A 20,073-nucleotide genomic window follows, 5' to 3' on the forward strand; every position below is an offset into this window, starting at 1 on the left:
TCCAGCTTGCGATTCCGACACCGCAAGCTGGAAGCTAACGCCACACGATTCAGTCACTGCCGAATTCGAACACGCTTCGATAGGCGCCTTGTGCTTCGAAGTACTCGAGCATTCGGCGGTAGAATTCGTTGCCGCCCAGGGTGGCGCTATCGCCGATCACGATCAGCTTTCGTCGGGCGCGGGTCAGCGCGACGTTGGTCCGCCGGGTGTCGGCCAGGAAGCCGATTTCGCCGCGATCGTTGCTGCGTGTCAGCGTGATCAAGACGACTTCCTTTTCTCGGCCCTGGAAACCATCGACGGTGTCGATTTCGACGTCACGCAATTCCGGGCGATTGCGGAGCCAGCGCACTTGCGCCGCGTAGGGTGCGATGATGGCGATTTGATCCGGCTGGACTCCGGCCTCGATCAATTCGGTCGCGAACCGGGTGACCAGCTTGCCTTCGCCCGGATTGAGTTTGCTTTCGCCGTCGCGTTCCAGTTCTTCGTTCAGGTTGGCTCCGGCCGTGTCGACCAACATCAACGGCTGTTCGGTCATCGGCGACGGCTGGACGCCCGCAAGATCGCACAAACGATGCTCGGCAACGCTGCGATCGGCGATCAGCGAATCGTCATAGAACTCTTGTGAAGAGAACTCCATGATCGGTTCGTTCATGCGGTACTGCACCGTCAGTCGCCGATAGATCGCTTGGCCTTCGCGTTCGATTAACCGATGCATCATCGAATCGCGCATCCCTTCGGCCGCCGCCTGGTCGGACAGCACCGTCGGCGGAAGCTGGCAGTGATCGCCGGCCATGACGACCATGTCGGCGCGCAAGACCGCCTGCCAGACACTCGATTCGGTGCACTGGCAGGCTTCGTCGATGACGACCAAATCGAACCGTGCGTCCCCCAACAGGTCTTCGTCGATCGTCGTCGTGGTGCAGATCACGTCGGACCCTTCGATGACGCCTCGGACGACGCTTCGTTCCAGCGATCGGATTTGGCCGCGGAGATCACCGGCGGTGGAGTACAGCAAACTGCGTCGCTTTTTTCCGTCCCGCCCGCGATGCGACCGCGCCGCCGATCGCATCAGTTCGGATAACTCGCGGCGCATATCGCGGATCACCGCCGACGACGGGTCGGCGTCGACGAGTTCGTCCAGCGTGTGGCCGCGCAGCGATTCGAAGACGCGTGCCGGGTGGCCGACCCGCAGCACGTTGGGCATCATCGCGACCAACCGTTCCAGCAAATTGTCCACCGCGGTGTTGCTGGGGGCACAGGCCAACACGCGGTCGCCACGCATCACCGCTTGATAGATGACTTCGGCCAGCGTCGTCGTTTTGCCGGTGCCGGGCGGTCCATGCAAAATTGCCACGTCGGGTGCGGCCAACGCAAACAGGACTGCGTCCCGCTGTGGCGGGTTCAAATCGCTGCGGAATTCGATCGGGTCCGGATCGCCGTAACGGATCGGACGCTGGCCCAGCAACAGGTCACGCATCTGCTTGGCCCGTCCGCTGGCGCAGCGGGCCGACGCCATCGCCGCAAGCTGTCGGCGACGCGTGGTTTCATCGGGTGAAAGATCCAGGCGAAAGTACCTGGCGTCGGGCCACTTTTCCGAAGCCACCTGGATCACCGATTGGCTGCGCCGACTGACGACGCCCGCGATCCCCTGGTCGCCCGGATCGTCGGCATCGGAAATCACGACCGGCGAACCGACTTTCAATCGATTCAGCGGCAACGGTTTCCCGCCGGCTTTGGCAAAATCGAACAGAAACCGTCCGGCCAGCCCCGTCTGGTGGTCTTGAAGTTGCAACCCCAGAATCGTCTCACCGGTCCGTTCGGCGTCGCGGGTGTTTCGCATCTGCCGTCGCAGCGCCATCCGGGCGCGTTCGGCTTCCGCTTCCAAATCCAACCAGGACGAAAGCACGTCGAAGTAGTCATCGACGCTCAATCGGTCGAGTGGTTGTTTCGTGATGATCGTCATTCGATTGGCGTTTCTTTCTGCCCGTCACGGATGTACGGTTTGCGGGTTGGTTCGCCCTTGACCGGCGTCAGTTCGCGCACCCAGATGTTACGGAACCGGACCGGATTGCCGTGGTCTTGGATCGAAATCGGACCTCGGGGCGGGTGCGCCTTGTAGGCCGGCGGGCGGTTGTACGGCGTATCGCCGAGCAGCTCAAAATGATTCTGGATGACCACGCCGTTGTGGATCGCGGTGATGTAAGCCGGCGACTTCAACGATCCGTCATCATGAAACCGCGGCGCGGTCCAGATGATGTCGTAGGTGTTCCACTGGCCGGGGGCACGCATTGCGTTGGCCATCGGAGGTGTTTGTTTGTAGATCGCACCGGCCTGGCCGTCGTGATAGGTTTCGGCCTGGTAGGAATCCAGGATTTGGATTTCATAGGTGCCCATCAAAAACAGTCCGCTGTTGCCGCGGCCCTGACCGTTTCCCTTGGCAGGATTCGGGGCCGACCATTCGATGTGAACTTGGCAATCGCCGAACTCGTCTTTGGTGACGATCTGGCCCTTGCCGACCGTCACCACCCCATCGGCGACCGGCCAGTTTTCACCGTTTTTCCACTTCGACATGTCGGTCCCGTCGAACAGGACGATGGCATCGGACGGCGGGTCGGCCGCGCTGGGCCCGGGCTGGACGACCGGGGGAGCCTGCCAGGTGATGCCGTTCAGGTATTCGCCTGCGGAGAGCGGAATCGCCACCAACGCGAGGGACGCGATCAAGAGAATTCGTGACATGATTGATTGCACGGCTGGGGGGAGAATTTGGAGGGAGATGATTCGGAGCGGCATTATGGTCGCTCGACGCCGATGCCGCCAGCGTCCGGGCAGCTTTACTCTTTCACCCGTCTCGCCCGACAAACGCAACTCTGCATCTCAATCCGGACAGAACACTCGCCTGAGGTGAACGCAGCGACAAGGATCGAGAATAAAACCCACCGATGGCAGCGCGAACCCACGGATGACAGGAGACAAGAAATCCGTGGGGCCGCGCTGCCATCCGTGGGCTCAGTGGTGACCCTTTTTTCGCTCCGCAAACCTAACCCGATTTTCAAACCTGGACGGAACGCTCGACACCAACGTGCGTCCGGCTCATTCACGATGTTGATAGAGCGTGATCGGGTTGTGTTACTCGTGCCGCAGGGCTTCGATCGGGTTCATCCGAGCCGCTCGGATGGCGGGGTACAATCCGCTGACCAATCCGACCAAGACGGCGATCAGGACCGCCAACGGGATCGTTTCATAAACGATCGTCGGCTTGGCTTCGCGAATCGCATCGGGCAGGGCGGCGAATTTGTCCGGGAATCCTTCGCGGACGATATAGATCATGCCTTCATACATCGCCGGGCCGAGAAACCCGAGCAGGATGCCGAGCGCGGCGCCACAGAAACTAAGCACCAACGTCTCGACCAGAAACTGACGCACGATGTCGACGCGTTTGGCGCCCAAGGCTCGACGGATTCCGATTTCCCGTGTCCGTTCGGTGACGCTGGCCAGCATGATGTTCATGATCCCGATCCCGCCGACGATCAGCGAGATACAGGCGATCAAGATCCCGATGCCCAGAAACATCAATCGCAGGTTCCGTGCCTGTTCGAGCAATTCCAGGGGGAAGACGACGGCAACATCGCCCATCTTGGCATGGTTTCGGTCGAGCAATCGTTCGATCATCGCCGCACTCGAACGCACCTCGTCGACGCTGCCGACCTGCAGGGTGATCTGATTGAGTTCCATGATTTCGATTTGGAACTGTCCGCTGCGGCGGGTCACGATGCGGTCGCCGACGCGGCTGCGAATCGTTTGGATCGGCACGTAGACGTCGGACGAGAAATCCTGTGAATCGAGCGATCCGCCGATGGCCGCGGAGGGATTGCGGGGCTCCAGGACGCCGACGACGCGGTAGTAATCCTTGCTTTCGGGGATGTAAACGCGTTTGCCCAACGGGTCTTCGTAGGGGAACAAGCGTTCGGCGACGCCGGCGGAAACGACGCACACGGTATCGGCGCGAATGCCATCGGCATCACTCAAAAATCGGCCGCCACGGTTGCGAATGGCCAGCGTGTTGACGTCGGCGTAGCCGGGCGTGCAACCGACCAACCGCCCATCGATGGTGCGATCACGAAACGCGAATTGACGCCGAATCTCTCGAATCGGGACGGCGGTTTTGATCGTCGGGACGCTGGCGAGAATGGTGTCCAAATCGCGTCGCAACAGGCCGTACTGACTGGCGAACCCGCCGGCGGCCAACTTTTCTTCCGGCGGTTTTTGGCTGCGAACGATGATCGTGTTCGCACCGAGCGATTCAATCTGCTTTTGAACTTGATCGCTGGCACCCTGGCTGACCGCGGTCAACAGGATGACGGCCCAGACACCGATCAAGATGCCGAGCATCGTCAACCCGCTGCGGAGCGGGTGGAGGGCGAGGCTTTTGACCCCCAGTCGAAGTGTGCGGAGCCAAATCATCTTAACGGTCGACCTCTTTCAGCAGTTGCTCGACATGCTTGCGTTGGAAATCTCGTGCGGCTTTGCGCGAGTCTTCGTCGTTGATTTCGTCTTTGTGCAGTTTTCCGTCTTTGAGACGCACGACGCGCTTGGCCCGCGCGGCGACGAAATCTTCGTGGGTGACCAGGATGATCGTGCGTCCCTCTTCGTTGAGCTGATCGAAAATCGTCAGGATTTCTTCGGTGGTGACGGAGTCCAGGTTTCCGGTCGGTTCGTCGGCGAGCACAAAGTACGGGTCGTTGACCAGTGAGCGGGCGATTGCCACGCGCTGCTGTTGCCCCCCGGACAATTGCGTGGGGCGGTGATCCAGGCGGTCTCCCAATCCGACACGTTCGGCCAGTTCGATCGAACGGGCGCGTTCCTTGGCGCCGATGTTGCCCTGGTAATACAGCGGCACCTGGATGTTCTCGACGACACTCAGCTGTTGGATCAGGTTGTAGGATTGAAACACGAACCCGATCCGCTCGGAACGGATCTCGGCGAGTTCATCATCACTCATCGTGGCGATGTCGTCGTCACCGAGCATCAACGAGCCCTTGGTCGGTTTGTCCAGGCAACCGAGCAGGTTGAGCAGTGTACTTTTTCCGCTCCCCGACGGCCCCATGATCGCGACGTAGTCGCCTTCGGGGACGTCAAAGGAGACACCCCGCAGGGCTTTCACGGTTTCGCTTTTGAGCACGTAGTGCTTTTGCAGGTCTCGGATCGAGGTGGCCAGGCGTTTCGGCGTGGTCGCGCCGCCGCTCGGATCGGCCTCGGAGGACCGGTAGGCATCAGTCATCGACATGTCCGGTTCAACCTCCCGACCGCTGGCGGATCATCGTCATGATTTCAGCGCGGGTGATGGCACCATCGCCGTCGCTATCGGCGGCGGAGATGCGATCTCGCATACTGGGATCGAGCGAACTGAGTTCTTCGGCGGAAATCGTGCCGTCTCCATCTTGATCACCGCTTTCCATCATCCGGGAAACGATCGTCGCCGGGTCGGGTCGGCCGCCACCGCCACCGGGTCCACCGCCTGGGCGTCCCGCTCCGCCGGGGCCGCCTGGGCGTCCGCCGCCGCCGGGACCGTCTTCGACTTGGACGGGTTTGGCATTGGGATCGACATTGGCGATTTCACGCATCTCGCTGTTGTCGTCGGCGGAGACGTCGGGCAAATTCATCAGATTCAGATGCTCGCGAAGATTGAGCACCACCATTTCGCCCTCTTTGAGGCCATCCTGGATCGTTGCCATCGTGTCATTGGTCGCGCCGATGGTGACTTCGGTGGTTCGGAATGATTCCGGTCCGTCCTTGACCAACGCGAACATGCGGTTGTCGTGTTCGTACAGCCCTTGGATGGGCATTTGGATGGCGTCTTCGAGTTGCTGGACAAAAATCTGAACCTCCGCGGTCATCCCGGTACGGATATTTTCCGGCGGATTCAAGATATCGACCAAGACCGCATACTCCTTGATGCCGGAGCTGGTAAAGCTACTCGGTTCGGCATAACGATTGACCTTGGTCACGCGGCCTTTGAGGGTCAGTCCGGGGATCGAGGAAACGGCAATTTTGACCGCCATGCCTTCTTTGATCAGCGTGATTCGCGATTCGTTGACCTTGCTTTTGACCTGCATCTTGCTGGGGTCCGGCAGATAAATGATCTCCTGGCGTTCTCGGACTGACGCCCCGGCTTCGACCACAAATTCGGCGTTCCCGCCGCGGCTGCTGTACTTGTTGGCGTGAACGACGACGCCCGCCGCCGGGGCCGTCATGATGCAATTCTTGATTTGCTGTTCGGTATCGGCCAATTGAATCTGTTGTTCCAGCAGCTCACTTTCATAGGCGGTCAACTGGGCCTGGGCGGCTTCGATGTCGCTGTCGAACTGGACCAGCATTTTTTTCTTGGTCAGGTTCTGAAGCACGCGGAGCCGGCCCTCGGCGGCTTCGAGTTCATTGCGTGCCTTGGCGACGGCGAACTTGTCGGCATCCAGCTGCAGCGACTTGATCAGCCCCTTGGCGACCAAACGCTGGCTGCTTTCGAGGGCCTTTTGGGCTTTGACCAAATCCTGTTCGGCGATCAGTTTTTCATTTTGGATCGCACGTTCGTCGGTCATGTAGACGCCTTCCAGGTATTCCTGGCGGGCGATTTTGGCTTGCTCGACCTGGGCCTTGGCCGTGGTCACGTTGGCCTCGGCGGCGATCACGCGGATCTTGTCTTCGTTGAGTGTTTGTTCCAGTTGCGACGAGTCCAGCTCAACCAATTTGTCGCCTTCTTCCACACGGGCGCCCTCATCGATCACCCACAAGATCGATGTGCCGCCGGTGCCGCTGCCCCGAGACTTGACCAGACAGATCACTTCGATGTTGCTGCTGCTCTCGATTTCGCCTTGTTCCAGCACGATGTGGTCGAACGGCCCCTTGACGACATTCGCCGTGATCAACTCGCCGGTGTTGATCCCCTCGCCACCGCCAAAGAACAGGGCGTAGCCGATTCCGCCGAGAACTCCGGCGATCACCAAACAGGCCACCACGGCTCCTAGAGCACCGCCACGACGCGGGCGCAGCGGCGAAAAACGGGGAAACGGTGTGCTCTCAGCGGGGCGCGGATTCAATTTCATAAGAAAACCGTAGAAACGGAGGGCAGGATGTCTTTGGGGGCGGGATGTCAAAGCACACAAGCCGGTTGCGAGAAGGGGTCCATTTGATGAAACCGTGGTTCCGGCAAATGGTTCCGCTCACATCCAAATTTCAGCCATTGAAGTGCTTCAACGTATGCGGTCTTGCGGATCGGTGACCAACGACCGCCAAACCAGACCGAGGTGCCAGGAGACAGGTGCCAGGAGACAGGTGTCGGGGGACAGATGTCGGTGGACAGAGATCTCGGGGGACAGGGCTTGGCTTGGGTGGGGCGAATGCGACCTGCGACAGGCCAACGCCTGCGACCACAATCGTCCCACATGGTAGTCTACTCCGGTGACAAAGGGGACAATGCTAAAACTTGTCGTCGACCGGGCGAATTTTCAGTGCCGGAAACGCCAGTCTTCGCAACTGTAACGTTTTGACACCAACTCGACCGCGCGGGCCATGATGGCCTCGGGGACCTGGCCCGACGGCGGATCGAATCGCTGGGCGAAATCGAACCCGGCGGCCAAATCATCCGCCAGCGTCGCAGGATTCAACGGGACATTGGTGATAAAGGACTGGTGATCGCGGCCGTCGCGATAGTCGGGCTGGCGGGGGGCGAAAGCTAAACACCTCGCCACGTTTTCCAAATCGGCCGCGTATAAAACGGTCCCGTGGTAGAGCACGTGGCTGCGTGTGATCCGCAACGCATTGCCGGAAAACTTGCGATTGCGCCAGGTCAAATCGCAAATCCCCTGGAGCCGGATCTCGGGCAACTGACGTTGCGCCGCCGTCAGCACTCGCTGCATCACAAACGTGTGGGCTTCGTCGATTTTTGCCAGATGGGGAGCATGCTCCAACGACAGCACGACACTGTACATCAGACAACCCGGCCCGCCGACGATGGACGCCCCACCACTGCAGCGGCGATAGATTCCGATGCCGTGGCGATCGCAGTGCTCGCGGTCGGTCTCACGATCCGCCTTGGATGATCGCCCCAACACGACCGTCGGGTTGGGAAATTCCCACGTCCGAAAACTGGGGCCGATCTCGCCCGATTCGGCCCCCATCAGAAACGCCTCATCCAACGCCAGCAACATCGCAGGGTCCAACACGGTTCCTCTCACGTTCCCCTCAGCGATTCCAACAGCGGCATCCGGACGACTTTGAACGCGGCAATCAGCCCCGCGATCAATCCAAACACGACGATCGCAAGCACCACGACGATCGGTTCCAGGATCGGTGGCCGCACCCCGCCCGCCAGGGCATGGGGCAGCACCGCGACGACCGCACAGGCGACGCCGCAACCGATGCCGATCAATAACAGGGACGCGGTTTCCCCCATCACCATCGCCGCCAAGCGGACTTGGGTGAACCCGATCGCCCGCATCACGGCTAGCTCGTTGCGGCGCTCGAGCACGTTGCGCAGTTGCGCGATCGCCAACCCGACGGTGCCCAACAACAGCCCCAATCCGCCCAGACTTTGAAACGTTCTCAAGTACGTGTTCTGAACCGCCATCATGCCGCTGAGCACTTGGCGGGCATCGGAAACGTCGAAACCGATGTCGCCCAGACGGGTTTCCATGGCCGAGGCGATCGCGTCGGAGGGTTGACCGTCGGTGTTGATCAACACATAGCGATAGCCGCTGATCTCAGGAAACGAGGATTCAAAATTGGTCTCCCCGACGATCAGCCGACCTTGCAACAGGGAGTTTTCGAGCAATCCGACGACCTCGAAATGCAGCGTGCGGTTGTCATAGACGAACGCCTTGCGCTCGCCGATCCCCTTGATCATCTGCAAGCTCCACATCGCCGTGTTCTGATCGACGATCATCGGAATCGGATCGTCTTGGCTGCCGCTCGCTTTGCGGCCGAGCAACGACCACGCCGTTTGGCCTTCGACATCGGGGTCGGCCGACGCGTAGAAGCGGAACCTGCCCAGCGATTCGGCGGCCTGATCGGGAATGCCCAGCACGGTCGGTTCGGTGGCTTGGTAAAGATTGTTGCAACTGGCGTCTTGTCCGCTGCGGACACGCAGTGAAACGATCGTGGCCGATGAAACGAGTTTGGCGTCGTTCCCCAACAGCCCCCTCTGGACGTCGGCGTCGGCCAGATCTTCGTACAACGGCTGAGCGGTCTCGGCGACCAGATCAAACCCGCCGGTGCCTTCATCGGAAGGTTGCAATCGAAACGCGGTGATCGCGACGATCAAAAACGATGCGGTCGCCATCAACCCGATCGTCAACGTGCTCCGCAGCGGCGCCCGCGTCGAGTTGCTGCGGGCCAGTCGGCCGAGTGAATAGCCGGGAGCGGAATCGTGATCGCGTTTGGATTTTCGCAACCCTTCGTAGACCAGCATCAAGATCGCAATCAACAACAACATCCCACCGCCGACGAATCCGCCGGCGGCAGTTTGGCCACCCGACATCGCCCCCGCGATGCCTGCGCCGATCGCCATCACGAACAACGCGATCGCAATCCGACGCGGCCACGAGCTGATGTTTTTTTCCGCCTGGACTTCATCCGATGCGTCCGCGCCACGCAACAACGTGACGGCTTGGTTGTTCAGCATCGAACGCAACGTCCACCACAGTGTGCCCGCCCCGATCAACAATCCGACCAACCCGCCGCCGATCAGACTTTGCGGGGTCGCATGGAAGGTGAGAAACGGGACGGTGACCGCGCCGACCCAGTAGGTCCGCAGCGCCGCCAAGACCGCGTGGGCGTAGCCGACGCCACCGGCCACCCCCAGCAACACGCCGATCAACGCAATCACCACGCCTTCGCCGAGAAAAAAACGTGAGACTTGCTTGCGCTGCAATCCGATCGCCATCAACGTCCCCAGTTCACGGCCGCGGCGGACCAGCCCCAACCGGAACAACATCGCGATCAACATCACGGCCGAAAAGATCACAAAAAAGCTGAGCGCCAGAAACAGCCCGTCAAACGGCGTGGTGCCTTTGGACGCGGCCAATTGATCCGCCCGAATCGGACGCGGATGCCAACCGAGTTCCGGCAAGACGGGCTGGAGCGCCGCAACCACCTGTGTTCGCAACGCATCGACGTCGGCGGCGACCGTCGGATCGATTCGCAATCCGGTCGTTTCACCGAACCGGCTGCCGAACAAGCGTTGTCCGTCGGCCAGCGGGATGAAGGCCTTGGGGGTCAGCCGATGGTTTTTCCAATAGTTGTCGTCTTCGGCCGGCACGTCACGCGTCAATTCGAACGGCGTGTCCCAATCACTCATCGAATCTTGGTCGGTCACGCCGGGAACCGTGGGGGTCAAATTGGGATCGTTGTAGCGCGTCGGTTCACGGTCAAACACCGCGGGACGGCTGCGGAAATAACGTTTGGCCGGCTCGGTGATCGGCACGATTCCGGTGACGACGGCCTGAAACGTGCGCTCGATTTCCTTTCCGTTTTCGACTTCCGGTTCGAAGTAGGCGATCCGAAGACTGGCCCCCACGTCGACGCCGAGGCGTTCGGCGGTCCATGAGTTGATCACCATCGGGACGACATCGTCGTCCGGATCCGAATCGCCGAAATCCAACGGCAGCTCGGGCGATGAATCGATCGCCGTGATCGTGCTGTACGTCACCGTCGCCGATGCTTCCCCGCGATCGTCGAGTGTTTCGATGGCGTTGGCCAAGTAGGTCATCGCCGGAGTCACCGAACCGTTCGGCAGGGCTGCGGTGATCGTTTCGACGGCGGTGTCGTCCAGCATCAACCGATCGCTGGTGACGCTGTAGTAATCAAAAATCGTCTGGTCTTGGAAGGTCTTGGTGACGCGTTCCAATTGCAGCCCCAGGTCGGACAGGCCGACGCGAATTTTTTCAGGATCGATCGCGACCGACGCCAACGCGACGTTTGCTTGTCCCTCACGCTCCAGGACTTCGCCGATGACGTCGCGCGACAGAAACACGTTCTTCGGCGTCGCTTGGGCCGGCGAGAGTGAAAACCGTGCCAGGCCGCGATCGGGCAGAATGTCGACCACCGTCAGCCGCGGAATCCCCTCGGTTTGAACGTCACGCCGACCGAGCGGGCTGTCCGCCGGCACCGCCTGTTCGACCGGCAAACGCACCGTGACCTGATCACCGACCTGAACGCCCAGTTCCACCGCCAACGCTTCGGTCAAGACGATCGAATCGTCGCCCGGCATCGTCGTGGGCGAAACCCCGGAAACGTCCAGATCCCAGAACGACTGGTCGCAGCCGATCGTCTGAACCGCGCCGGCACGACGCGATTCGGCCGACCCGACGGTTTCGATGACCGCGCGGTCGAACAGCAACACCGTCGCCAATTGCGTGGGATCCACGCCCAACGTCGTGGCGGCGTTGTCAGCGGCAAAGAACCCGCCGGGGGCGAGAACCGACTCGATCTTGCCCAGTCGTTGGACCGTCAGGCCACGCAGACTGCCCCGCATCGAATCGCCGACCAGCAAGGCGCCGACGATCACTGCCGTCGCAATGGCGACCCCCAACGCGACCGCCAACGACGTCCGCCAGTTGTAACGGACACCGGAAACAACCATCGAACCGGCACTCAATCGGGCAGGCGCGGCGGGAGGCGGAGGGTTCATCGCAGGCTTCGTTGATGTTCGAGAAATCCGGACAATTCAATGCGGTCGATTGTCCGCCAACGAAGGCGATGACGCAACGCGTCTGTGAGGGAGGTGGGAGGAGCGGCGGAGAGGGCAGGAAAATCGGGGGCAGAAAAATGGGTGGGAGCAGGACGAGAAGGAGAGACAGGAAAATGGATGACAAGAAAACCTGAAACCTGAAACCTGAAACCTGAAACCTGAAACCTTATTCCACCAGCAACGCTCCCGAGGCTCCGGATCCGATCTTTCCGTCGGGGTTGTCGACGGTCGCCCAGAGGCGGACTTGGCCGGTGACGGGGTGCAGTTCGGGGGAGACGAAGGTGACGCGGCCGCGGAGGGGCTCGCCGTCGCTGGCCCCGGCGGGCGTGAACTCGACGGCGCGTCCGACCAGTTGCGGGCCGTGCTGCTTGCCGTCGACAAAGCCTTCGACGCGAATCGGGTCGAGGGACAGGATGCGGACGATCGGTTCGCCGGCGTCGACCCACTCGCCGGGTTGCACGTCGATTTCCGCGACCATGCCATCGACACCCGTCCGCACGGTGTGCTGCTCCAGTCGAGTCTGGGCGATCGAAACGGCGGCCTGTTTTTCCACGGCGGCGGCCGCGGCGACCATCAAGTCGTGCTGGGCTTGCTCGATCGCCAACGCGGCCTGATCGACTTTCAAGCGAATTTCTTCCAGCTCAAACTCGCTGACCGCCCCCGGATAAGCCTGGTTGGCCAATCGGCTTTGCTGCATCTCATGCTCACGGACTTGCAAGGTCCGTTTGGCGTATCGCAAATTGACGTCGTTGTCGCTTTCCAAGCGGGCGGCGTCCAAAGCGGCTTTGGCGGCGATCAGTTCTTTTTCCGCCAGGTCTGCTCGCAAACGGACCAGCACCGCATCGGCTTGCACCTGATCGCCTTCCTGCACGGCGACCGATGAAACGACCCCGGACAACGGCGCGGCGATGAATGCGTTTTTGATCAGCGAGGTCTGGGCGCCTTCGATCACTAATGCATCCGAGGGTGACGCGGCGTCTGCATCGGCATCGATGTCGACCGCTTTGTCGGCCTGTGCGGTGACGTTGCCGCCCACAAGGATCATCGAGGAAACGATCGTGAGTGCAAAACCGGCGATCCGAATCACCGAACGAATCGAACGAAGCCGGGGGTGAGAGATCGTCATGGACATGGGGACATCGGTGGCGACGGGGATCGGGCCGCGCTAGGTCACAATCAATGGCGCGGGTTCGGAAAACCAAATTATTTCAGCGAATCGAAGAAACAAGCGACGGTGTGGCGCAAGTCGTTCGGCCATCGCCGGATCGAACGGGTCGTGCGGAAAATCGGGATTGTTCCCGTTACCAATCCGGCATCGCCCGCTGCCTCCGCCGCTAAAATGGCAAATCCCGCGGTGCGGTGATCGAGTGGACGGGTTTTCCAGGGCTCAAAGGAGAGATTGCGACGGTGGCACTTGAAGACAAATTGGTTGAATGGGACGGCAAGTCGGCGGAGTTTTTGCGAGACGTCTACGAACGGTCCGTCGAGGGCGAACATTTCCTAGACGATTTGTTTCCGCTGTTGACCGAGCCGAAGTTTCAAACCGCGGCGACGTGGTTGTTGAAACGTCATCTCGATGAGGGGCATTCGATCTCCGGGACACAGAAAGCCGCCTTGATTCGTTCGTTAAAATCGCTTGATGATTGGGAGTCAAAGCTGCACGCGTTGCAGTGCTTGCCCCATCTTTCGATCACCCGGGGGCAAGCAAAACCGACGGCGGTCTTCCTGCGCCATTGTTTGCAAGAGAAAAACAAATTTGTCAGGGCGTGGGCGTACGGCGGTTTTCATCTGCTGTCAGAGCAGCACGAGGACTATCGAGAGGAGGCAACCGAACGCATCGCGTGGGCCGTCGAGCACGAATCGCCTTCGATCCGTGCGCGGATTCGTCAAGTCCGCCGGACGCGTTAAACGATTCGCTTGAGCACGGGGAACTGGAGCGTGAATTTGGTTCCGCGTCCGACTTCGCTCTGCACGCTGATGCGACCGCCGTGGGCTTCGATGATTTTTCGCGCCGTCGGCAATCCTAATCCGCTGCCGCCTTCCTTGGTCGTGTAGAACGGTTCGAACATGTGCATGATGGTGTTGTTGTCCACGCCGCGACCGCTGTCGATCAGATCCAGCGCGACGCTGGTTTGAGTCGAATAGGTTCGCGCCATCAGTTGTCCGCCGCGCCCGGTCGCTTCGAGTGCGTTTTTGACCAGATTCATCAATGCCGCTTGCAGCGAGTCGCTGTGCAGTGCGATCGACGGCAGATCGCTGTCCAGATAGCGTTTGACTTCGATGCCCCGCTGCGCCGCCTCGGCCTTGTAGGCGCGGAGCACGGTATCGACCTGGTCGTTCAGCGATCCGGAAACCAGATCGATGTCTCTCAGTCGAGCGTAGCGCAGGAAATCTCGCAGCAATCCCTGCATCCGCTCGCACTGCTCGCGCACGATATTGACCCGTTCGATCGACCGTCGACTTTGCGGCGAGTCCCAATCGGCCAGATCTTCGCTCAACAGGTCGATATTCATGTGGATCACCGACAACGGATTTTTAATCTCGTGGGCGAGCGATCCGGCGAGTTCGGCGAGTTCTTCGTACTGAGCCCGCAAGGCGTCGATGGGGGAGGTTTTCTCGTTGGAAGTCATTGCTGGCGGTCAGGGGCGAGGTCAATCGATGGATGCGATAGTGGCGACCTTCGTCGGTGTCAGGTACGATTGTAACGATGGTCCCACTGCCAGATAGTCGGCGATGGATGCGGCCTGCCGTTTTACGCCGGCGTTGAAGTGCGATGAATGATTTGGATGGCCAACCGCCCCCGCTGAACCCGTTTGCCCCGACCTCGCATCTCGGTTCGGTCGACTTTGATGAGGCGGCGTCCAAGTCCGCGGAGTTCTCCAATCTTCGCATCATTCTCTCGGTCATCGCGTCGGTGACGGCCTCCGGCGGGCTGTTCGGGGTTGTGCTCTCGGCGGTCGCCTTCGGATCGATCCTGTTGTTCGGCGGGATGTCGGAGTTCGGTACTGATGTGCTGCCGCTTGTTTGGGCGGTTGCGTTTGCGACGGCCGCCGGGCTGGTCATCGCCGGCGTCGCCTCGGCGATCTTGGTGCCGCTCGTTTTTTTGCTCTCCAGCAGCCTGAAACCGTCCGGATCGCCGCATTGGGATCGCAGATCGATCAACAAGTTCGGAGCCATCTGCGGTTTTCTGAGCGGCTGGATCCCGGCGATTTTTCTGACCGGATCTGGGATTTCGGGCGTCTTGGTGGGGCTGATCCCGGCCGGATTCGCCGTGGTGGTGGCCCCCCTGCTGTTGCGTCGGCTGCTTCGTTAATGCGTCGTCGACGTTGGGATGCGAATCTGAACCCCATCTGAACATCGGGCGTCTGAGTGACTATTGTTTCACTTCTCCGCCTGTTCCCTTTCCCCGTCGTTCCACCCCTATCGTCAGCCGGTCCATGATCTGGGAAGCCTGGTTATCGCTCGCCGTTTCGCTCGGACTGCTGGCCAGTTTGGCGACGCGGATCGCATCGACGGACCTGTTGGCGATGGTGTTTTTGGCGGTTTTGGTGATCGTCCAAGACTTGACCGGGACGCCCAACTTGCCCAGTCCGGCCGAAGCGGTGTTGGGGTTTGGCAATCAGGGGCTGCTGACGATCGCGCTGTTGTTCGCCGTGGTCGCGGGTTTGGAGATGACCGGCGGCACAAAATTGGCGACCGGCTGGTTTCTCGATCGCGCGAAGACGTTTCGTGATGCGCAGTTGCGGATTCTGCTGCCGGTCGCGATGTGCAGCGGGTTCTTGAACAACACGCCGGTCGTCGCGGCGCTAATGCCGATCGTCGATGACGTCTGCAAGCGGCTGGGGGCCAGTGCCAGTCGGTTGCTGTTGCCGCTTTCCTACGCCGCGATCCTGGGCGGGATGTGCACCGTGATGGGGACCAGCACGAATCTGATCGTGCGTGAGGAATTCGAAGCCAAGCACGACGGCGAGATCAGTTTCTTTGCCCCGGCCGTGGTCGGGGTGCCCGCCGCGATTCTGGGCGTCGGCTACATGATCCTGTTTTCGACCAAGTTGATTCCTGCGCGGAAAGCCGCCGTCAGCGCCAGCGACGATCCCAAGCAATACACCGTCGAAATGCAGGTCGATCCGCACGGCCCGTTGGTCGGGAAATCGATCCAGGATGCGGGACTGCGAAGTTTGCCGGGGCTGTACATCGCCGAAATCCAGCGTGGCGACTCGGTCATCCCGGCCAAGCCGATCGAAAAACTGCAAGCCGACGATGCGTTGATCTTGGTCGGCGCGTTGGAGTCGGTGGTCGACTTGAGGAAGACCCGCGGTCTGCTGACCCCCGACGACCAAGGTCGCAAGTTGGAAGTCCCCGCCTGGCGTCGGACGTTGATCGAAGCGGTCGTCAGCCCACGCTGCTCGCTGTTGGGCAAGACGATTCGCGAGGGGCGTTTTCGCAGCAATTACAACGCGGCGGTGGTGGCGGTGGCGCGCGGCGATCGTCGGCTGACCGGCAAAATCGGCAACGTCGAATTGGAAACCGGTGACGTGCTGTTGCTCGAAGCCTCGCCGTCGTTTCTGCACCGCGCCAAGGAACTGCGTGATTTTTATCTGGTCAGTCGAGTCGGCTCGGACGTCGTCCGCCGCCACGATCACGCTTGGCACGCCATCGTCATCATGGTGGCCATGGTGTTGATCGCGGCGCTCAAGATCACCTCGATCTTGACCGCCGCGCTGGCCGCGGCGCTGGCGATGATCCTGTTGCGATGCTGCACCGCGAGCGAAGCGAGACGCTCGGTCGACTGGAGCATTCTGATTGTGATCGGTGCGACCATTGGGATCGGCAGGTCACTGGAAACCAGCGGTGCGGCCCAGGCGATCGCGCAGGAGATGATCAATTTGGCCGGTGGGAACCCGCGGCTCAGCCTGGCGTTGGTGTACTTGGTCACGATGTTGTGCACCGAATTGATCACCAACACCGCCGCGGGGCTGATCATGTTGACGATCGCCATCGGGGCGGCCGGGACCTTGGGGGTCAGCGAAGTGCCGTTTGTGATCGCCGTGATGGTCGCAGCCTCGGCAAGTTTTCTGACCCCGTTCGGTTATCAAACCAATTTGATGGTCTACACCGTCGGCGGTTACCGCGCGAGTGATTACTTGCGTTTCGGGTTGCCCCTGTCGCTGATCGTGTTCGCCGTCTCGATGGTCGTGATCCCGATCGCATTCCCGTTCGTGGTGCCACCACCGCTGCCGTAGCATGTTCTCACGCCAAGTCACCGATCAGATCACCTTGCGGCTCGCGCTGCCGTTCTACGCCGAGCCGTTGTTTCGATTGACGGATGAAAACCGGGGGTATCTGCGGCGTTGGCTGCCCTGGTTGGACGCCGTCACGGAAGTCGATCAAACGCGTCGTTTTCTGGTCGCCCAATTGGACCGTTTCGCCAAAGGAGACGCGTTGTGCGTGTTGATCTTTTGGGAACATGAACTCATCGGCGTTGCCGGGTTTCACACGATCGATGCCACCAACCAAATCGGCACGATCGGGTATTGGCTGGCCGAAGCGTTCACCGGACGCGGGATCATGACCCATGTCGTGCAATCATTGATCGACGTCGGTCAACAATACTATTGGTTACAACGATTCGAAATCCGCTGTGCGGTCGACAACCACGCCAGCCGAGCGATCCCCGAACGACTGGGATTCAAACTCGAAGGAGTGCTCCAGCGGGCGGAAAAGATCTACGGTCGTTGGCACGACATGGCGGTCTACGCGTTGCTGCGGTCGCCGCCTCGGTGACCGATGTCACCTTCCCTGAATGTCCGCAAACGTAAACGAGAGCGATTGGCCAACGGCCATCAACAAATGTCTCTCCCCACCGATCGATCCCCCCCTTGCCATTGGTTTCCATGTTTCGCACTTTCGTCTTGACGTCCTGGCTGGTCATCAGCCCCCTGGGTTTTGTTCCTTGCCCGGCCAACGAAGGTGGCCAAAATGAGATCGGTTCAACGACGATCCGCGATGAATATCGACTGGATTGGTCCGGTGTGGGCGATCGAGCCAACCAGCTCCGCGTGTCGCAGCGTGACGGCGTGGTTTCGTTTTTAACTTTGGGAAACGATCCGTTCTTTTACTTTCAGTTGCCCCCGTTGCCGACGGCCGAGCGAGACTGGATTCTTGAACTGGAATACTTCTGCACCGACGGGATTCGGGGCATCGAGTGGAGAAGCGGGCGCGGGATTCATCGGCCCGCCGCCACCGCGCTGCCCAAGATGCCCAGCGCCGAGGGCTGGACGAAGTACGCGTTCGCGCTCAACGAATTGCCACCCGATGTGATCGGCGGTGATGCCGAAGTTCCAGTCCGCATCGATTGGGGCAGCCGATCGGGAATCCAGTTGCAGGTGCGCGGCATCGTCGTTCGACCCATGAACGACTCGGAGCTCAGGCAACGCGAGGAAGCCGCCCAACGGACGTCGCAGAAGACGGCATTGGCCGAGCGGATCAACGATTATCGGTCGCGTCGTTGGCCGGCGAAGATTGATTCGATCGAATTCGATGGCGAACGGATTCAGGTGGCGGGAACATTTTCGCCATCCACTGCGATTCGCTCGGCGTTCTTGATCGCGCGGCATCCCGATTCCGTCTCCGCCGATCCGCCGACAACGGAGGAGTTGGCACAACGTTGGCCGGTCACCATCGATCGGGCCGGCCGGCGAGTGACGGCGCGGATTGTTTCGCCGGTCGGCTCGTCCTGGTTGGACGCCGGGGTTCGGTTTCAGCTGTTTCAGCAATCCGACGATGCCGCGACGTCGACGCCACCGACCGCGATCTCGGCAGCCCGATATCTGGACTGGAATCCCGACGCGGACGTCCGGCCGACCAAGACACTTTCGGCCGCCAAAGGATTGACGTGTATCACCTCCCGTTTCTCCCCCGATCAACTTCGCGCACTCGGGATCCAGCATGCTTCGGTCAACATCGTCGTCAGTGGATTGGTCAGCGAAACGGCGCGTCCCGGTTGGGAACCGTTCGAATTCAACGGGCGGACTTGGTGGAGCAATCAACCGCGACTGCGGCATCAAGACCGTGACATTCGAACCGCGACCGACGCGGGCGCCGTCGTCGCGGGCATTTTGCTGATCCCGACCTCGTCACGCGGACCGTCCCCGATCGCCCACCCCGAATCGACGGATGCCGGTACCTACGCGATGCCGAACTTGACCGATCGGCAAGCCGTCGCGCGCTACTGTGCCGCACTGCACGTGCTCGGCCAGCGCTACAGCGGAAACGATTCGGCACACGGCCGGGTGGATCACTGGATTGTGCACAACGAAGTCGATTATGGTTGGCAGTGGACCAACATGGGCGAGCAACCCGTTGAGGTCTTTATGGATCACTATGTCCGGTCGATGCGGTTGGTCGATGCAGCGACCCGGCGATTCAATCCCCACGCACGTGCGTTCATCTCTTTGACGCACCGCTGGAACACGACCGACAACCAACACTGGAAAACCTATGCACCGAAAGAGTTGTTGGAGCGGCTGATCCAGGATAGCCGACTCGAAGGCGACTTTCCCTGGGGCGTCGCCTATCATCCGTATCCGCAAAGTCTTTGGAAAGCCGACTTCTGGAACGACACCCATGTCTCCGACGATTTTGAGACGCGATTGATCACGATCAAGAACTTGCAGGTTCTCGATCGTTTCATGCATCTGCCATCGAGTCGAACCGTCGACGGTCGGCTTCGTCCGGTGATCTGTAGCGAACAGGGGTTCCACGCCGACGAGGACGATCCACAACAGCTCCGCACCCAGGCCGCCGCGTTGCTGCTGACTTGGAAGAAACTCCGCCAATGTCCCTCCATCATCGCCTTTGATTACCACCGGCCCAGTGATCATCCCAATGAAGGCGGCCTGCGATTGGGGTTGCGTGGATTACCGACCCCGACGCACCCGCTGGGCGCCGAGAAACCCGCCTGGGACGTTTTCTCAGCCATCGGAACCGACCGCGAAGCCGAGATGATCCGCCGTTACCAGCCGGAATGGAAGGGGGACGTGGGGGAGTGAGAGTTGGTGTGCAGGCTTCAGCCGCCCCATCTCGCTGCTCGGGACGTCGATTCTTTTGCTGCAGGATTTTGCAACCCATTTAGTTTCTCTCCCTCTGGGAGAGACGGCGTTTGCGCAGCAAGCAAACGCCAGAGAGGGCCGGCGGCTTGCGAAAGTCTTGACGCCTGCCGCGACGATCAAATCCATCACTTTTACAATTGACGTCCCCCCGCAGCGCGTGGGGATGCGCCTGAAGGAACTGTCCCGCTTAGGACGATGCGAAGCGCGACGAATCCTAATGAA

At 60.6% G+C, this 20,073-nt stretch carries 14 protein-coding genes; 5 read left to right on the forward strand and 9 right to left on the reverse strand.

Annotated elements, in window-relative coordinates:
- Positions 1–49: 49 nt before the first annotated feature.
- From Enr13x_RS06855 to Enr13x_RS06890, 8 genes are all read right to left on the reverse strand, one after another.
- Positions 50–1,963, reverse strand: a complete 1,914-nt coding sequence (locus Enr13x_RS06855) for an AAA domain-containing protein (protein WP_145385318.1) — start codon at positions 1,961–1,963, stop codon at positions 50–52.
- Positions 1,960–2,736, reverse strand: a complete 777-nt coding sequence (locus Enr13x_RS06860) for a 3-keto-disaccharide hydrolase (RefSeq protein ID WP_145385319.1) — start codon at positions 2,734–2,736, stop codon at positions 1,960–1,962. The genes Enr13x_RS06855 and Enr13x_RS06860 overlap by 4 nt, the downstream gene beginning before the upstream one ends.
- Positions 2,737–3,126: 390 nt before the next feature.
- Complete coding sequence (locus Enr13x_RS06865; RefSeq protein WP_145385320.1) at positions 3,127–4,461, reverse strand: ABC transporter permease; 1,335 nt, start codon at positions 4,459–4,461, stop codon at positions 3,127–3,129.
- A gap of 1 nt (position 4,462) precedes the next feature.
- Positions 4,463–5,284, reverse strand: coding sequence for an ABC transporter ATP-binding protein (locus Enr13x_RS06870; protein WP_145385321.1), 822 nt, complete (start codon positions 5,282–5,284; stop codon positions 4,463–4,465).
- Positions 5,285–5,291: 7 nt separating this feature from the next.
- Complete coding sequence (locus tag Enr13x_RS06875) at positions 5,292–7,097, reverse strand: efflux RND transporter periplasmic adaptor subunit (RefSeq protein WP_145385322.1); 1,806 nt, start codon at positions 7,095–7,097, stop codon at positions 5,292–5,294.
- 402 nt (positions 7,098–7,499) lie between these two features.
- Positions 7,500–8,213, reverse strand: coding sequence for a lipoate--protein ligase family protein (locus tag Enr13x_RS06880; RefSeq protein WP_145385323.1), 714 nt, complete (start codon positions 8,211–8,213; stop codon positions 7,500–7,502).
- A gap of 11 nt (positions 8,214–8,224) precedes the next feature.
- Positions 8,225–11,680, reverse strand: coding sequence for an ABC transporter permease (locus tag Enr13x_RS06885; RefSeq protein ID WP_145385324.1), 3,456 nt, complete (start codon positions 11,678–11,680; stop codon positions 8,225–8,227).
- Positions 11,681–11,906: 226 nt separating this feature from the next.
- Positions 11,907–12,872 (reverse strand): efflux RND transporter periplasmic adaptor subunit, encoded by a 966-nt coding sequence (locus Enr13x_RS06890; RefSeq protein ID WP_231744136.1) that lies wholly within the window; start codon positions 12,870–12,872, stop codon positions 11,907–11,909.
- Positions 12,873–13,147: 275 nt separating this feature from the next.
- On the opposite strand from Enr13x_RS06890, the gene Enr13x_RS06895 reads away from it, so the two are divergent.
- Positions 13,148–13,648 (forward strand): hypothetical protein, encoded by a 501-nt coding sequence (locus tag Enr13x_RS06895; protein ID WP_145385325.1) that lies wholly within the window; start codon positions 13,148–13,150, stop codon positions 13,646–13,648.
- Here the strand turns inward: Enr13x_RS06895 and Enr13x_RS06900 are convergent.
- Complete coding sequence (locus Enr13x_RS06900; protein WP_145385326.1) at positions 13,645–14,370, reverse strand: two-component system sensor histidine kinase NtrB; 726 nt, start codon at positions 14,368–14,370, stop codon at positions 13,645–13,647. The genes Enr13x_RS06895 and Enr13x_RS06900 overlap by 4 nt on opposite strands.
- Positions 14,371–14,513: 143 nt before the next feature.
- Here Enr13x_RS06900 and Enr13x_RS06905 point away from each other — a divergent pair, with 143 nt between their 5' ends.
- The 4 genes from Enr13x_RS06905 (at position 14,514) to Enr13x_RS06920 (ending at position 19,791) form a co-directional block, all read left to right on the forward strand.
- Positions 14,514–15,053, forward strand: coding sequence for a hypothetical protein (locus Enr13x_RS06905; protein WP_145385327.1), 540 nt, complete (start codon positions 14,514–14,516; stop codon positions 15,051–15,053).
- Positions 15,054–15,177: 124 nt separating this feature from the next.
- The gene (locus Enr13x_RS06910; protein ID WP_145385328.1) at positions 15,178–16,983 is read left to right on the forward strand and encodes an SLC13 family permease; all 1,806 of its coding nucleotides are present in this window, start codon (positions 15,178–15,180) and stop codon (positions 16,981–16,983) included.
- Between the two features lies 1 nt (position 16,984).
- Positions 16,985–17,524, forward strand: coding sequence for a GNAT family N-acetyltransferase (locus Enr13x_RS06915; RefSeq protein ID WP_145385329.1), 540 nt, complete (start codon positions 16,985–16,987; stop codon positions 17,522–17,524).
- A 110-nt stretch (positions 17,525–17,634) separates the two neighbouring features.
- On the forward strand, positions 17,635–19,791 hold the full coding sequence (locus tag Enr13x_RS06920; protein WP_145385330.1) for a DUF5722 domain-containing protein: 2,157 nt from the start codon (positions 17,635–17,637) through the stop codon (positions 19,789–19,791).
- Positions 19,792–20,073 lie beyond the last annotated feature (282 nt).

The sequence above is a fragment of the Stieleria neptunia genome (assembly GCF_007754155.1).
Classification (GTDB): Bacteria; Planctomycetota; Planctomycetia; order Pirellulales; family Pirellulaceae; genus Stieleria; species Stieleria neptunia.

What these genes read in the sequence shown, in the direction of transcription:
- Enr13x_RS06855 (WP_145385318.1), bottom strand. Translation starts at nt 1,963, where the DNA reads ATGACGATCATCACGAAACAACCACTCGACCGATTGAGCGTCGATGAC.
- Enr13x_RS06860 (WP_145385319.1), bottom strand. Translation starts at nt 2,736, where the DNA reads ATGTCACGAATTCTCTTGATCGCGTCCCTCGCGTTGGTGGCGATTCCG.
- Enr13x_RS06865 (WP_145385320.1), bottom strand. Translation starts at nt 4,461, where the DNA reads ATGATTTGGCTCCGCACACTTCGACTGGGGGTCAAAAGCCTCGCCCTC.
- Enr13x_RS06870 (WP_145385321.1), bottom strand. Translation starts at nt 5,284, where the DNA reads ATGTCGATGACTGATGCCTACCGGTCCTCCGAGGCCGATCCGAGCGGC.
- Enr13x_RS06875 (WP_145385322.1), bottom strand. Translation starts at nt 7,097, where the DNA reads ATGAAATTGAATCCGCGCCCCGCTGAGAGCACACCGTTTCCCCGTTTT.
- Enr13x_RS06885 (WP_145385324.1), bottom strand. Translation starts at nt 11,680, where the DNA reads ATGAACCCTCCGCCTCCCGCCGCGCCTGCCCGATTGAGTGCCGGTTCG.
- Enr13x_RS06890 (WP_231744136.1), bottom strand. Translation starts at nt 12,872, where the DNA reads ATGTCCATGACGATCTCTCACCCCCGGCTTCGTTCGATTCGTTCGGTG.
- Enr13x_RS06900 (WP_145385326.1), bottom strand. Translation starts at nt 14,370, where the DNA reads ATGACTTCCAACGAGAAAACCTCCCCCATCGACGCCTTGCGGGCTCAG.
- Enr13x_RS06905 (WP_145385327.1), top strand. Translation starts at nt 14,514, where the DNA reads ATGAATGATTTGGATGGCCAACCGCCCCCGCTGAACCCGTTTGCCCCG.
- Enr13x_RS06910 (WP_145385328.1), top strand. Translation starts at nt 15,178, where the DNA reads ATGATCTGGGAAGCCTGGTTATCGCTCGCCGTTTCGCTCGGACTGCTG.
- Enr13x_RS06915 (WP_145385329.1), top strand. Translation starts at nt 16,985, where the DNA reads ATGTTCTCACGCCAAGTCACCGATCAGATCACCTTGCGGCTCGCGCTG.
- Enr13x_RS06920 (WP_145385330.1), top strand. Translation starts at nt 17,635, where the DNA reads ATGTTTCGCACTTTCGTCTTGACGTCCTGGCTGGTCATCAGCCCCCTG.